Annotated in this window: 11 protein-coding genes, 4 tRNA genes and 1 riboswitch; of the genes, 14 read left to right on the top strand and 1 reads right to left on the bottom strand. The window is 58.6% G+C overall.

From position 1 onward, the window contains the following. The first annotated feature begins 51 nt into the window (after positions 1–51). The 5 genes from astA to astE all read left to right on the top strand — a co-directional run bounded on the left by astA (position 52) and on the right by astE (position 5,444). Positions 52–1,089 carry an arginine N-succinyltransferase gene (astA, locus tag JQ848_RS16845; protein WP_003440872.1) on the top strand — a complete coding sequence of 346 codons (1,038 nt, stop codon included), beginning with the start codon at positions 52–54 and terminating at the stop codon, positions 1,087–1,089. Next, positions 1,086–2,555, top strand: a complete 1,470-nt coding sequence (gene astD, locus JQ848_RS16840; protein WP_202211312.1) for a succinylglutamate-semialdehyde dehydrogenase — start codon at positions 1,086–1,088, stop codon at positions 2,553–2,555. The genes astA and astD overlap by 4 nt, the downstream gene beginning before the upstream one ends. 164 nt (positions 2,556–2,719) lie before the next feature. Then, positions 2,720–4,066, top strand: coding sequence for an N-succinylarginine dihydrolase (gene astB / locus JQ848_RS16835; RefSeq protein WP_202210959.1), 1,347 nt, complete (start codon positions 2,720–2,722; stop codon positions 4,064–4,066). 66 nt (positions 4,067–4,132) lie between these two features. Beyond that, positions 4,133–4,420 carry a hypothetical protein gene (locus JQ848_RS16830; RefSeq protein WP_003440880.1) on the top strand — a complete coding sequence of 96 codons (288 nt, stop codon included), beginning with the start codon at positions 4,133–4,135 and terminating at the stop codon, positions 4,418–4,420. 13 nt (positions 4,421–4,433) lie between these two features. Beyond that, positions 4,434–5,444 (top strand): succinylglutamate desuccinylase, encoded by a 1,011-nt coding sequence (astE, locus tag JQ848_RS16825; protein ID WP_003440883.1) that lies wholly within the window; start codon positions 4,434–4,436, stop codon positions 5,442–5,444. 96 nt (positions 5,445–5,540) lie between these two features. Here the strand turns inward: astE and JQ848_RS16820 are convergent, their stop codons facing one another. Then, complete coding sequence (locus tag JQ848_RS16820) at positions 5,541–6,035, bottom strand: 6,7-dimethyl-8-ribityllumazine synthase (RefSeq protein WP_010655905.1); 495 nt, start codon at positions 6,033–6,035, stop codon at positions 5,541–5,543. Between the two features lie 131 nt (positions 6,036–6,166). Continuing rightward, positions 6,167–6,337, bottom strand: a riboswitch (FMN riboswitch). Between the two features lie 216 nt (positions 6,338–6,553). Between JQ848_RS16820 and ltaE the strand changes: the two genes are divergently transcribed. From ltaE to mgtE, 9 genes are all read left to right on the top strand, one after another. Beyond that, entirely contained in the window at positions 6,554–7,558 is a 1,005-nt protein-coding gene (gene ltaE, locus JQ848_RS16815; RefSeq protein WP_003440889.1) for a low-specificity L-threonine aldolase, read from the top strand. Between the two features lie 146 nt (positions 7,559–7,704). Then, positions 7,705–10,323, top strand: a complete 2,619-nt coding sequence (alaS, locus tag JQ848_RS16810) for an alanine--tRNA ligase (RefSeq protein ID WP_160628296.1) — start codon at positions 7,705–7,707, stop codon at positions 10,321–10,323. Between the two features lie 79 nt (positions 10,324–10,402). Then, positions 10,403–11,638: an aspartate kinase gene (locus tag JQ848_RS16805; protein WP_003440896.1), complete on the top strand. Its 1,236-nt coding sequence runs from the start codon at positions 10,403–10,405 to the stop codon at positions 11,636–11,638. Positions 11,639–11,825: 187 nt separating this feature from the next. After that, positions 11,826–12,014 (top strand): carbon storage regulator CsrA, encoded by a 189-nt coding sequence (gene csrA / locus JQ848_RS16800; protein ID WP_003175645.1) that lies wholly within the window; start codon positions 11,826–11,828, stop codon positions 12,012–12,014. 61 nt (positions 12,015–12,075) lie between these two features. Next, positions 12,076–12,166 (top strand) — tRNA-Ser (locus tag JQ848_RS16795). A 108-nt stretch (positions 12,167–12,274) separates the two neighbouring features. Further along, a tRNA-Arg gene (locus JQ848_RS16790) sits at positions 12,275–12,351 on the top strand. Positions 12,352–12,423: 72 nt separating this feature from the next. Further along, a tRNA-Arg gene (locus JQ848_RS16785) sits at positions 12,424–12,500 on the top strand. A gap of 70 nt (positions 12,501–12,570) precedes the next feature. Next, positions 12,571–12,647 (top strand) — tRNA-Arg (locus JQ848_RS16780). A gap of 377 nt (positions 12,648–13,024) precedes the next feature. Then, on the top strand, positions 13,025–14,467 hold the full coding sequence (gene mgtE / locus JQ848_RS16775) for a magnesium transporter (protein WP_003440900.1): 1,443 nt from the start codon (positions 13,025–13,027) through the stop codon (positions 14,465–14,467). The last annotated feature ends 64 nt before the right edge of the window (positions 14,468–14,531 follow it).

The following is a 14,531-nucleotide window of genomic DNA, read 5'->3' as shown; positions in this document are numbered from 1 at the left end:
GTTTAGCGAGTTTCGCGGGGTTCGTCAGCGCGCCCCGTTTGAGGAGATAGCATGATCGTTCGTCCTGTACGCAATAGCGATTTACCGGCCCTGATTGAGTTGGCCCGCAGCACTGGCACCGGCCTGACGACCTTGCCGGCCAATGAAGAACGCCTGCTGCACCGTGTCACCTGGGCTGAAAAAACCTTCCGTGGCGAAGCCGGGCGCGGCGACGCGGATTACCTGTTTGTGCTGGAAAACGACGAAGGCAAGGTGGTCGGCATTTCTGCCATTGCCGGCGCGGTAGGCCTGCGCGAGCCCTGGTACAACTTCCGGGTGGGCCTGACGGTCAGCGCCTCCCAGGAGCTGAATATCTATCGGGAAATCCCGACCCTGTTTCTGGCCAACGATCTGACCGGCAACTCTGAATTGTGCTCCCTGTTCCTCAGCGCCGATTATCGCACCGGCTTCAACGGCCGCATGCTGGCCAAGGCGCGGATGCTGTTTATCGCCGAGTTTCCCGAGTTGTTCGGCAACAAGATCATTGCCGAAATGCGCGGTATGTCCGACGAAGCGGGCCGCTCGCCGTTCTGGGAAAGCCTGGGCCGGCACTTCTTCAAAATGGAGTTCAGTCAGGCCGATTACCTGACCGGTGTCGGCAACAAGGCCTTCATCGCCGAGTTGATGCCCAAGTTCCCGGTATACACCTGCTTCTTGTCTGAAGACGCTCGCGCCGTGATCGGCAAAGTGCATGTTCACACCGAGCCGGCGCTGAACATGCTCAAAAGCGAAGGCTTCAGCTACCAGGGCTATGTCGATATTTTCGACGCTGGCCCGGCAGTGGAGTGCGAAACCAGCAAGATCCGTGCTGTGCGCGACAGTGAAGCGCTGGTGCTGGCTATCGGCACCCCGGGTGACGATGCCACGCCTTACCTGATCCACAACCGCAAGCGCGAAGACTGCCGTATTACCGCGGCACCGGCACGTCTTGCTGCAGGCACGCTGGTGGTTGATCAATTGACCGCCAGACGTCTGCAACTGACTGCCGGCGATCAAGTCCGCGCAGTGGCATTGTCCGCCCAGCCAGTGACCCCACGGGAGTCGAAATAATGAGCACGTTGTATATCGCAGGCGCCTGGCAGAACGGGCAGGGCGAAGCCTTTGAGTCGCTGAATCCGGTCACCCAGCAAGTGCTGTGGACGGGTAACGGGGCCAATGCGGCCCAGGTCGATGCTGCCGTGCAGGCGGCGCGTCAGGCTTTTCCGGCCTGGGCCACACGTTCTTTCGAGGAGCGCCTGGGCATACTCGAAGCGTTCGCTGCCAGCCTCAAGGGCCACGCCGATGAGCTGGCGCGCTGCATCGGCGAAGAAACCGGCAAACCCCTGTGGGAGTCGGCCACCGAAGTCACCAGCATGATCAACAAGGTGGCAATCTCGGTACAAAGCTATCGCGAGCGCACGGGCGAGAAGAGCGGCCCGCTGGGCGATGCCACTGCCGTATTGCGCCACAAGCCCCACGGCGTGGTCGCGGTGTTTGGTCCGTATAACTTTCCGGGCCATTTGCCCAACGGGCATATCGTCCCGGCTTTGCTGGCCGGTAACAGCGTGGTATTCAAACCCAGCGAACTGACCCCCGGGGTTGCCGAGCTGACGGTCAAGTGCTGGATCGAAGCCGGCTTGCCGGCGGGTGTGTTGAACCTGCTGCAGGGTGCGCGCGAAACCGGTATCGCACTGGCGGCCCATACGGGCATCGACGGCTTGTTCTTCACTGGCTCGAGCCGTACCGGTAACGCGTTGCATCAGCAGTTCGCCGGTCGCCCGGACAAAATCCTGGCCCTGGAAATGGGCGGCAACAACCCGCTGGTGGTCGATCAGGTGGCCGATCTGGACGCTGCGGTCTACACCATCATTCAGTCGGCCTTTATCTCGGCCGGGCAGCGTTGCACATGCGCCCGGCGCTTGCTGGTGCCGCAAGGGGCGTGGGGCGACAGTCTGTTGACGCGCCTGGTCGAAGTCAGCCAGAGCATCGAAGTGGGGGCTTTTGATCAGCAGCCGCCACCGTTCATGGGCTCGGTGATTTCGTTGGGTGCCGCGCGCGCCCTCATGGATGCTCAGGAAGTATTGCTGGGCTCTGGGGCTGTGGCTCTGCTGGAGATGACTCAGCCGCAGAGCAATGCCGCGTTGCTGACTCCGGGCATTATCGACGTCACTGAAGTCAGTGAACGATCCGACGAAGAGCTGTTCGGGCCGTTGCTGCAAGTGATTCGCTACAGCGGTTTCGACGAAGCGATTGCCGAGGCCAACAACACCGCGTTTGGCCTGGCAGCAGGGCTGCTGTCGGACTCCGAAGCGCGTTATCAGCAGTTCTGGCTGCAAAGCCGGGCCGGGATCGTTAACTGGAACAAGCAGCTGACCGGCGCGGCCAGCAGCGCACCGTTTGGCGGTATCGGGGCGTCGGGCAACCATCGCGCCAGTGCCTATTACGCCGCTGACTATTGCGCGTACCCGGTTGCTTCTCTGGAGACGCCGACCCTGGCGTTGCCGGCGGCGTTGACCCCCGGTGTGCGAATGTCCTAAAGCGCCGATTCCTGTGGGAGCTGGTTTGCCAGCGATTGAGGCAGCGTGGTCCGTTCGATACCCCGCGTCGCCTGCATCGCTGGCAAGCCAGCTCCAGGATCAGGGCCTGTTTGCCTCAGAATTTTGATTCATGCCAATTACAACCGTTTGCCGGAGCCTCGCCGATGAAGTCCTTTGAAGTCAATTTTGACGGTTTAGTGGGGCCGACCCATAACTACGGCGGTCTGTCGTTTGGCAACGTCGCCTCCCAGAGCAACAGTCAGCAGGCCTCCAATCCAAAGGAAGCCGCGCTGCAGGGTCTGGAAAAAATGAAAGCGCTGATGGACATGGGCTTTGTCCAGGGGGTTTTGGCGCCTCAGGAACGTCCGGATGTCGGCGCTTTGCGCAGCCTGGGCTTTATCGGCAGCGATGCGCAGGTCATCCAGCGCGCCGCGAAGCAAGCAATGCCCTTGCTGGTCGCCAGTTGTTCGGCGTCGAGCATGTGGGTGGCCAACGCGGCCACGGTCAGCCCGGGCGCGGATACGGCTGACGGCCGCGTGCACTTTACGGCTGCCAACCTCAATTGCAAATTTCACCGCAGCATCGAGCATCCGACCACCAGCCGTGTACTGGGGGCGATGTTTGCTGATCCGCAGCATTTTGCGCACCACGGGGCATTGCCGGCGGTGGCTCAGTTTGGTGATGAAGGTGCGGCCAACCACACGCGGTTTTGCCGGGATTATGGCCAGCCGGGGGTGGAGTTTTTTGTATACGGGCGCAGTGCGTTCGACAGCCGCTACCCGGCGCCGCAAAAATATCCGGCGCGCCAGACCCTTGAAGCTTCGCAAGCCGTGGCGCGTCTGCACGGCCTGAGTGAAGAGGGGGTAGTGTTTGCCCAGCAGAACCCTGACGTGATCGATCAAGGGGTGTTTCACAACGACGTGATCGCTGTCGGTAATGGCGAGTTGTTGTTCCATCACCAGGATGCGTTTCTCAACACCGAGCAGATGCTGGCCGAGCTGCACGCCAAGCTGGCGGCACGTGGTGGCAACTTCCAGTCGATCAGCGTGCCCCGTGATCAGGTAGCAGTGGAAGATGCAGTGCGCTCTTATCTGTTTAACAGCCAGTTGCTGAGTCGTGCTGACGGCTCGATGCTGTTGATCGTGCCCGAAGAGTGCCGCAGCAACCCCCGTGTGTGGCAGTACCTGCAAGGGCTGACGGCGGCGGGCGGACCGATTCGCGAGGTCAAGGTGTTCGACCTCAAGCAAAGCATGCAGAACGGTGGCGGCCCGGCGTGCCTGCGGCTGCGGGTCGCACTTAATGAAACTGAGCTGGCGGCGGTCAATCCCGGGGTTATCATGACCCCTGCGCTGTACGACACGCTGACCCGTTGGGTCAACAAGCACTACCGCGATGCCTTGCGCGAAAGCGATCTGGCAGACCCGCAATTGTTGCTTGAATGCCGGACGGCACTGGATGAACTGACGCAAATCCTTAAACTGGGCGCGGTTTACCCGTTCCAGATCAATTGAACACGTGCGTGCCCGGGGTTTTATCGCCCCGGGCACGCAACGTCACCCGCAAATGAGAGCTAAATAATGACCGATACCCTGAAGCTGATCCTTGAAGATACCGACGGCACCCAGCTGGAAACCTCCTGCACCCGCGTCGCTGTCATGTGGCAGGGCAAGGAACTGTGGATTCAGCAAGACGGCCGTGGCCAGTTGCTGATCGGTGTGGACGTTGAGGAAGGCGATGCCGAATACGCCAACCTGTTGCTGCGCCCATTGGCGACTAACCTTGTAAGCCTGCAACTGGAAATGGAACCGGCTGACCTGGGCGACGACGAAGACGGTCACGTTCACGGCCCAGACTGCAACCACTGATAAAGGATGCTCTATGCTCGCCCTCGGCAAACTGCTTGAACTGACCCTGGCCGGACGTGAACCGGCCGAGAAGACTCAACTGACTGTCGACGGCGTGCGGATGCGCTGGCTGGCCGAGGGGGCACTTGAAGTGCGCCCTCCTGAAGGTCGCGACGATGGTATGGATCTGCTGTTGTCGGCCGGCATCCACGGCAATGAAACAGCGCCTATCGAGTTGCTCGATCGCCTGTTGAATGACATTGCCCGGGGCGACATCAAGCCCCGAACCCGAATTCTGTTCCTGTTCGGCAACCCTGGTGCCATGCGCACCGGCGCGCGGTTTGTCGAAGAGGACCTGAACCGGCTGTTCAACGGTCGGCACGAGAACAGCAGCGGCCCCGAAGCCTTGCGTGCGTGCGAACTTGAACATCTGGCCGAAACATTTTTCAGCCTTCCTGAACGTACCCGCCTTCATTACGACCTGCACACCGCCATTCGCGGTTCGAAGATCGAGCAGTTCGCGCTCTATCCCTACAAAGAAGGTCGGGTCCATTCCCGTGACGAACTGGCCCGCCTGCGTGCTGCCGGTATGGAAGCGGTCCTGCTGCAGAACAAGCCTTCAATCGTCTTCAGTGCCTACACCTACGAGCAGCTGGGCGCTGAAGCCTTTACCCTGGAACTGGGCAAGGCACGACCTTTCGGGCAGAACGGCGGGGTTAACGTCGAGCGTCTTGAGTTGCGTTTGAAGCAGATCATCGAGGGCACCGAACCGCCCCTGGCTGATGCTTCGCTGGAAGGTCTGCAGCTGTTCAGCGTGGCTCGCGAAGTGATCAAGCACAGTGATGCCTTCGTCCTGCACTTGCCGGCGGATGTCGAGAATTTCTGCGAATTGCCCAAGGGCTATTTGCTGGCGCAAGACACGCCCAGGACGCACTGGATCGTCGAAGAGGAGGGTGCGCGGATCATCTTCCCCAATCCAAAGGTGAAGAATGGTTTGCGGGCCGGGATGATTATCGAGCCGGCGAAGGCGGCGGTGCTCGTTTAGCTATAGGCGCGGGCTTGTCTCGCGATGCGCTCGATGGCGCCGTGTTTATCGGGTAAACACGGCGCCATCGTCAACAGTCATCGCGATTGACCTGAATTACACCGCGCGTTTTTGCTGGGTATCCATACGCTTGATAGCGCGAATTTTCTGCAGGGTATCGACGCAGGTTTTTGCCGCTTCCTGGCCTTTGTGCACGAAGTGCTCGAAGAAAAACTTCTGGTGTTCTTCGCCTGCGTGGAAGTGATGCGGGGTCAGGCTGACCGAGAACACCGGAACTTCGGTTTCCAGTTGAACCTGCATCAGGCCGCTGACCACTGACTGGGCGACGAAGTCGTGGCGATAGATGCCGCCGTCGACAACCAGGGCTGCGCCGACGATACCGGCATAGCGGCCAGTCTTGGCCAGCAGTTTGGCGTGCAGCGGGATTTCAAACGCACCGCCGACTTCAAAGAAATCGATGTCGCTTTCCTGATAACCCTGCACCAGCATTTCGGCGAGGAAACCTTTACGGCTCTGGTCGACGATCTCTTTGTGCCAGCTGGCCTGGATAAACGCTACACGCTCGTTGTGGTGAATTGCGGTGGGTTGCATGTTCTGACTCCTGTTTGTGTGAAAAACAGGGCATATGAATCGAATGGGATTTAAGGGTGCGTTCCGGTGGGCTGTACGCGGCAATAAAGCAGCAGTACAAGCCCGCCGGGTTGACGGCCCTTTGGCGCCAATCCCGTTCTCTCTTCATCCGGACTATGACCGTCGGCCCCGGGATCACACCGGGTCTGCTGACCTTGGCCGGTCATCAGCCAAAGCTGAAGGACCTGCCAAGCGCTCGCGGGCTATGCGCATTGCGCGCAATTACCGCCGGTGGGGAGTTGCACCCCGCCCTGAGAACGTTGCCGCCAGCCTTTCTGGCGGCGGGCATTTTGTATCACATATGTTTTAAAGATGCATTGCTGCTTTTTGCTAATAGTCATCGATTTTGCAGATTGTTTTATTTGTCCATTGTCAGGTTACGCCTTGAATATGGCGGGGTTGCCCGCAGTACTCTTGTTAGCAAGGGAGGTCCCCGATTAGCATCAAGTGCTGATCCCCCCATTGCCGAGGCTTGTTCAATGACTGTTATCGATCTTCGTAGTGACACCGTGACCCAACCCAGCCGCGGCATGCGCGAGGCCATGGCGAATGCGCCACTGGGCGACGATGTGTATGGCGAAGATCCCATGGTGAACAAGCTGGAGTGGGAGCTGGCCTCAAGACTGGGCTTTGCCGCGGCACTGTTCGTGCCCACGGGCACCATGAGCAACCTGCTGGCGCTGATGGCCCATTGTGGGCGCGGCGATGAATACATCGTCGGGCAGCAGGCCCACACCTACAAGTATGAAGGTGGCGGTGCGGCGGTACTGGGCTCCATCCAGCCGCAGCCGCTGGAGGTACAGGCGGATGGTTCGCTGGACCTGGATCAGGTCGCGGCAGCGATCAAGCCTGATGACTTTCACTTTGCCCGCACCCGCTTGCTGGCGCTGGAAAACACCATGCAGGGTAAAGTCCTGCCACTGGAGTATCTGGCTGCGGCAAGTCGTCTTACCCGTGAGCACGGGCTGGGCCTGCATCTCGATGGTGCGCGGCTGTACAACGCTGCCGTCAGGCTGGGGGTGGATGCGGCGGATATCACCCGGCATTTCGATTCGGTGTCGGTATGCCTGTCCAAAGGGTTGGGCGCGCCAGTGGGCTCGGTTCTGTGCGGTACTGTGGACTTGATCGGCAAGGCCCGGCGTTTGCGCAAGATGGTCGGCGGCGGCATGCGCCAGGCCGGTCAGCTGGCGGCTGCGGGGCTTTACGCGCTGGACCATCAGGTTGAGCGCCTGGCCGATGACCATGAGCACGCCCGGCTGCTGGCCGATGGCTTGCGTGCTGGCGGCTATGAAGTTGAGCCGGTCCAGACCAACATGGTTTATGCGCAACTGGGTGAGCGGGCGCAAGCGCTCAAGATATTTGCCGGTGAACGTGGTATCAAACTGAGTGCCGCACCGCGTCTGCGAATGGTCACGCACATGGATGTCAGTCGCCAGCAGATTGAGCAGGTAATCTCGGTTTTAACTGAATTTAACCAACAATGAGTGTGCAGGCCGTCCAATTGCCTGCGCCTATCGTATAAACACGCTGTACCCAAGGCGAAGGGCCGATATAATGCGGCCCTTTGCGAGTCGCACTGTCGATGGACGTGATTGACTTGCCTCTGGCCGCAGCCTCCGTGGAAGAACCTATGAAAAGCGCAGAAATCCGTGAAGCCTTCCTTCGCTTCTTCGAGGAGCAAGGTCACACCCGTGTCCCGTCCAGCTCCTTGGTCCCGAACAATGATCCGACCCTGCTGTTCACTAACGCGGGGATGAACCAGTTCAAGGACTGTTTCCTGGGTCAGGAAAAACGGGCATACACCCGTGCTACCAGCAGCCAGAAGTGCGTGCGTGCCGGTGGCAAGAACAGTGACCTGGAAAACGTCGGCTACACCGCCCGTCACCACACTTTTTTCGAAATGCTGGGCAACTTCAGCTTTGGCGACTATTTCAAGAAAGACGCGATCAATTTTGCCTGGACCTTCCTGACCGGTGTCTTGAAGCTGCCTGAAGACAAGCTCTGGGTGACGGTCTACGCCAGCGATGACGAAGCCTATGACATCTGGACCAAAGACGTCGGCGTGCCTGCCGAGCGCATGATCCGCATCGGCGACAACAAAGGTGCTCCGTACGCTTCGGACAACTTCTGGACCATGGGTGATACCGGCCCGTGTGGCCCGTGCACCGAAATTTTCTATGACCACGGCCCTGAAATCTGGGGTGGCCCGCCGGGCTCGCCGGATGAAGACGGTGACCGTTACATCGAAATCTGGAACAACGTGTTCATGCAGTTCAACCGCACCGCCGATGGCGTGTTGCATCCGCTGCCTGCGCCGTCGGTAGACACCGGCATGGGCCTGGAGCGGATCAGTGCGGTGATGCAGCACGTCAACTCCAACTACGACATCGATCTGTTCCAGAGCCTGTTGCAAGCCGCAGCCCAAGCGATTGGTTGCGCCAACGACGGCCAGGCGTCGCTGAAAGTGGTGGCTGACCACATTCGTTCGTGCAGCTTCCTGATCGCCGATGGTGTGCTGCCGTCCAATGAAGGTCGCGGCTATGTGCTGCGCCGCATCATTCGTCGCGCCTGCCGTCACGGCAACAAGCTGGGCGCCACCGGCAACTTCTTCTACAAAATCGTCGCGGCACTGGTTGCCGAGATGGGGGCGAGCTTCCCTGAGCTGGTGCGCGAGCAGGCCAACATTGAGCGCGTGCTCAAAGCCGAAGAAGAGCAGTTCTCCAAGACCCTGGAGCAAGGGCTGAAAATCCTTGAGCTGGACCTGGCCGACCTTAAAGGCACCGTGGTGCCGGGCGATGTAGTGTTCAAGCTCTACGACACCTACGGTTTCCCGATGGACCTGACCGCCGACATCGCCCGCGAGCGTAACCTGACCGTGGACGAAGAAGGTTTCGAGCGCGAGATGGAAGCCCAGCGTGTGCGTGCGCGTTCGGCCAGTTCGTTCGGCCTGGACTACAACACCCTGGTCAAGGTCGATGTGCCCACCGAGTTCATCGGCTACAGCGCCACCCACAGCCCGGCCAAGGTAGTTGCCCTCTATAAGGATGGCCAGTCTGTTGCCAGCCTGAATGAAGGTGATGAGGGCGTGGTGGTTCTCGATCAAACCCCGTTCTACGCCGAATCTGGCGGTCAGGTCGGCGACTGCGGTTATCTGCAGGCGGGCAGTGCCCGTTTTGACGTGCGCGACACCACTAAAACCGGCGGTGCGTTCCTGCATCACGGTGTGGTTGCAGCGGGCGGCCTGAAGGTCGGCGAAACCGTTGAAGCGCAGGTCGATGCTGAAGTCCGTCATGCCACGGCGCTGAACCACTCGGCTACCCACTTGCTGCACGCGGCCCTGCGCCAGGTACTGGGCGAGCACGTTCAGCAGAAGGGGTCGTTGGTTGACAGTCAGCGCATGCGTTTCGACTTCAGCCACTTCGAATCGATCAAGCCCGAGCAGATCAAGGCGCTGGAAGATATCGTCAATGCCGAGATTCGCAAGAACACCCCGGTCGAGACTGAAGAAACCGACATCGACACCGCCAAGCAGAAAGGCGCCATGGCGCTGTTTGGCGAGAAATACGGCGACAACGTGCGCGTGCTGAGCATGGGCGGTAATTTCTCGGTCGAGCTGTGTGGCGGTATCCACGCCAATCGCACCGGTGATATCGGTCTGATGAAAATCACCAGTGAAGGTGGTGTAGCCTCCGGTATTCGTCGTATCGAGGCGGTCACCGGTGCTGCCGCACTGGCTTACCTGAACGCCGCTGAAGAGCAGCTCAAGGAAGCCGCCAGCCTGATCAAGGGCTCGCGTGAGAACCTGGTCGACAAACTGTCGGCTGTGCTGGAGCGTAACCGCCAGCTGGAAAAACAACTCGAACAATTGCAGGCCAAGGCCGCAAGTGCTGCCGGTGATGATCTGTCATCGTCTGCAGTGGATGTGAAAGGCGTGAAAGTGTTGACCGCTCGCCTGGACGGTCAGGATGGCAAGGCGCTGCTGGCGCTGGTAGATCAGCTGAAGAACAAGCTCGGCCGTGCAGTGATCCTGCTCGGCAGTGTTCATGAAGACAAGGTCGTTCTGGTTGCAGGCGTAACCAAGGACCTGACTGGCCAACTCAAAGCCGGTGATTTGATGAAGCAGGCCGCTGCGGCAGTGGGCGGGAAGGGCGGTGGTCGTCCGGACATGGCGCAAGGCGGCGGTGTTGATGCTGCAGCCCTGGACGCCGCACTGGCCCTGACTGTGCCATTTGTCGAGCAAGGTATCTGAGGTCCAGCACGCGCCGTCGTCTACGGCGCGTCGTTTGAATGATAAATGGGCGCCCTTTATGGGCTGAGGCTGCTTTGAAATGGCTTTGATCGTACAAAAATTCGGAGGCACCTCGGTCGGCTCTGTCGAGAGAATCGAACAGGTCGCCGAGAAAGTTAAGAAGTTCCGTGAAGCCGGCAATGACCTGGTGATTGTGCTGTCTGCAATGAGCGGCGAAACCAATCGCCTGATCGAACTGGCCAGGCAAATCAGCGATCAGCCATTGCCCCGTGAACTGGATGTGATCCTGTCCACGGGCGAGCAGGTGACAATAGGCCTGCTGGCAATGGCGCTGAACAAGCGCGGCGTGCCAGCGGTGTCCTATACCGGCAGCCAGGTGCGGATCCTTACGGACAGCGCGCACACCAAGGCCCGGATTCTGCAAATCGACGATCAGAAGATTCGCGCCGACCTCAAGGCCGGGCGCGTGGTTGTGGTGGCAGGTTTCCAGGGCGTGGATGAGCACGGCAACATCACCACCCTGGGCCGTGGCGGTTCTGACACCACCGGTGTGGCGCTGGCGGCAGCCTTGAAGGCGGATGAGTGCCAGATCTACACCGATGTCGATGGCGTTTACACCACTGACCCGCGGGTTGTGGCGCAGGCTCAGCGTCTGGAAAAAATCACCTTCGAAGAAATGCTGGAAATGGCCAGCCTGGGCTCCAAGGTGTTGCAGATCCGGGCGGTCGAGTTCGCAGGCAAGTACAACGTTCCGCTGCGCGTATTGCACAGCTTCAAAGAGGGTCCTGGCACCCTTATTACTATTGATGAAGAGGAATCCATGGAACAGCCGATCATTTCTGGCATCGCTTTCAACCGCGATGAAGCCAAGCTGACTATCCGTGGCGTGCCTGACACTCCGGGCGTGGCGTTCAAGATTCTGGGCCCGATCAGTGCGACCAACATTGAAGTCGACATGATCGTGCAGAACGTGGCGCACGATAACACCACCGACTTCACCTTCACCGTGCATCGCAATGACTTCACTGCAGCGCAGACGGTGCTGGAAAACACGGCGCGTGAAATTGGCGCCCGTGAAGTGGTGGGTGATACCAAGATTGCCAAGGTGTCGATCGTCGGTGTTGGCATGCGCTCCCATGCGGGCGTTGCCAGCCGCATGTTTGAGTCGCTGGCCAAGGAGAACATCAACATCCTGATGATCTCGACCTCGGAGATCAAAGTCTCGGTGGTGATCGAAGAGAAGTACCTGGAGCTGGCTGTGCGCTCGTTGCACACCGCTTTTGAACTGGACGCTCCTGCCCGACAGGGTGAGTAAAGCGTTGCCCGGAGGGCGCGGTTGATCCGCGCCCTTTGTTTTTTGATAGATGTGAACGAACTCTGCTGTTTTCGTCATGTTGGTCAATACTTAAGGCGCGGCGGGCTATAGCTGTTCAGCTAGTAGGCCGAAGCCCTTTTTTTTTGCAGACTGTTGTCCCTGAAATGAATAGCGTGAGGAGAAACGTATGCTGATTCTGACTCGCCGATGTGCGGAAAGCCTGATCATAGGCGATGGCGAAATTACTGTGACCGTGCTCGGCGTCAAAGGAAACCAAGTGCGAATTGGTGTGAATGCACCCAAGGAAGTGGCCGTGCACCGCGAGGAAATCTACCTGCGGATCAAGAAAGAAAAGGATGAAGAACCAAGTCTCTAATTTTATTTAAGTTTTTAGTTGCATACGGGGAAAAGGCTGGTTATTATACGCCCCGTGTTGCGGAGAGGTGGCCGAGTGGCCGAAGGCGCTCCCCTGCTAAGGGAGTACATCTCAAAAGGGTGTCGGGGGTTCGAATCCCCCCTTCTCCGCCATTTATTCAAGTAGCACGTTCGAATCTAGCCATTTCGGTAAGTTGTTGAAATTACTGAAAAAAGTACTTGGCAGAGAGATTCAACGGTCTATAATACGCAGCTTCAAATGCACTCGTAGCTCAGCTGGATAGAGTACTCGGCTACGAACCGAGCGGTCACAGGTTCGAATCCTGTCGAGTGCACCATTTAAAGAGTTAGTTGCTTCGGTAGTTAACTTTGCTTCAACCAGCGGTGGTCTGGTCTAACAAACACAACTTGCACTCGTAGCTCAGCTGGATAGAGTACTCGGCTACGAACCGAGCGGTCACAGGTTCGAATCCTGTCGAGTGCACCATTTAAGAGTTAGTTGCTTCTGCAGTTAACTTTGCTTCAACCAGGGTGGTCTGGTCTAACAAACACAACTTGCACTCGTAGCTCAGCTGGATAGAGTACTCGGCTACGAACCGAGCGGTCACAGGTTCGAATCCTGTCGAGTGCACCAAACACCAAAAAGCCTGCACATTGTGCGGGCTTTTTGCTGTCTGCGATTTGGATTCTCGGTAGTGACTGTCGAGGCGCCAGGCTGCGATCGGCAGCGCGGCAGTCGTAAAACTCAGGCGCCTGCCATAATGGATCGATCGAGGTTTGGGGTTGGTACCGCGGCAGCGACCACAGGCATCGCGCAAGCAGTTGTTATCACCGAGATTTTTCGCGTCATTAATTTTTAAGCCGTGTATGATTGCGCCCGTCAGCCCCGCCGGGGCTTGTGGAAGACCTCCATGGACTTACCCAGTAGAAACTCAGCATCCCGTTTTTCCAATCATGAATTGACTGATTGATCCTTCCGGCGTGCCCTGCTGCTGGGAGTGGAGTTCGCCTATGACCGAAGTTGAAGTAAAGAAAACTCAAGACAGCCTGCAAAGCCGCCTCGCTCAAGTCATTGAGCTGCTTAATCGCCAGCGTGTGGTCGAGGACCTGACCCATCGTCAGGAAGGCCAGCACCATGACCGGGTTGAAAATCTGGTCCACCGGCAAAACCTTGTTGAGCTCCAGCGCAAGCTTGAAGACCTGCACTCTGCAGACGTTGCCTACATCCTTGAAGCATTGCCCCTGAACGACCGTCTGACGGTCTGGCAGCTGGTCAAGGCTGATCGCGACGGCGACATCCTGCTGGAAGTTTCGGATTCGGTACGTGAAACCCTGATCGCCGACATGGACGATCATGAGCTCCTGGCTGCGGCCAAGGAGATGGATGCCGACGAACTCGCTGACCTGGCCCCTGAGCTGCCGCGAGACGTCATCCATGAGCTGATGGAAACCCTGGACGGGCAGCAGCGTGAGCGCGTTCGCTCCGCACTGTCCTATAACGAGGATCAGGTCGGCGCCCTGATGGACTTCGAGATGGTGACCATCCGCGAGGATGTCAGCCTTGAAGTGGTGTTGCGTTATCTGCGCCGCCTCAAAGAGTTGCCAGGGCACACCGATAAACTGTTTGTGGTCGATTACGACGGCGTGCTCAAAGGCGTGCTGCCGATCAAGCGCTTGCTGGTCAACGACCCGGAGAAGCAGGTGGCTGAAGTCATGGCCAGCGACCCGGTAAGTTTCCATCCGGACGAAGATGCCTACGATGCGGCCCAGGCATTTGAGCGTTATGACTTGATCTCTGCGCCCGTGGTCGACAAGAACGGCAAGCTGATTGGCCGTTTGACCATCGATGAAATGGTCGACCTGATCCGGGAAGAAAGTGAAAACGAAGTCCTCAACATGGCCGGTCTGCGTGAAGAGGAAGACATCTTTGCATCGGTCTGGAAATCCCTGCGTAACCGCTGGGCCTGGCTGGCGGTCAACCTGGTGACTGCATTTATTGCGTCGCGGGTGATCGGGCTGTTTGAAGGATCCATTGAAAAACTGGTCGCCCTGGCTGCACTGATGCCCATCGTGGCGGGGATTGGCGGCAACTCCGGCAACCAGACCATCACCATGATCGTGCGCGCCATGGCCCTTGACCAGGTCAATACCGGCAGCACCTCGCGCCTGATGCGCAAAGAGCTGGCCGTAGGCCTGATCAATGGCCTGGTGTGGGGTGGCGTGATAGGTGTCGTCGCCTACCTGCTGTATGGCAGCTGGTCGCTGGGGGTGGTGATGACGGCTGCCATGACCCTCAACCTGTTGCTGGCTGCGCTGATGGGAGTATTGATCCCCATGACGCTGTCCCGACTGGGGCGTGATCCGGCGATGGGGGCAAGCGTGATGATCACGGCCATGACAGACAGTGGTGGATTCTTTATCTTTCTGGGCCTGGCAACGATCTTCTTGCTATGACCCGCGCCAGATCAGCCAGGCGTAAATAACGCCCATAAAAAAGCCAGCGCAGTGCTGGCTTTTT

This window comes from Pseudomonas paraversuta, from assembly GCF_904067025.1.
Lineage (GTDB): Bacteria > Pseudomonadota > Gammaproteobacteria > Pseudomonadales > Pseudomonadaceae > Aquipseudomonas > Aquipseudomonas paraversuta.
Note: the sequence above shows the minus strand (reverse complement) of the source record. Positions and strands in the feature narration are given on the sequence as shown.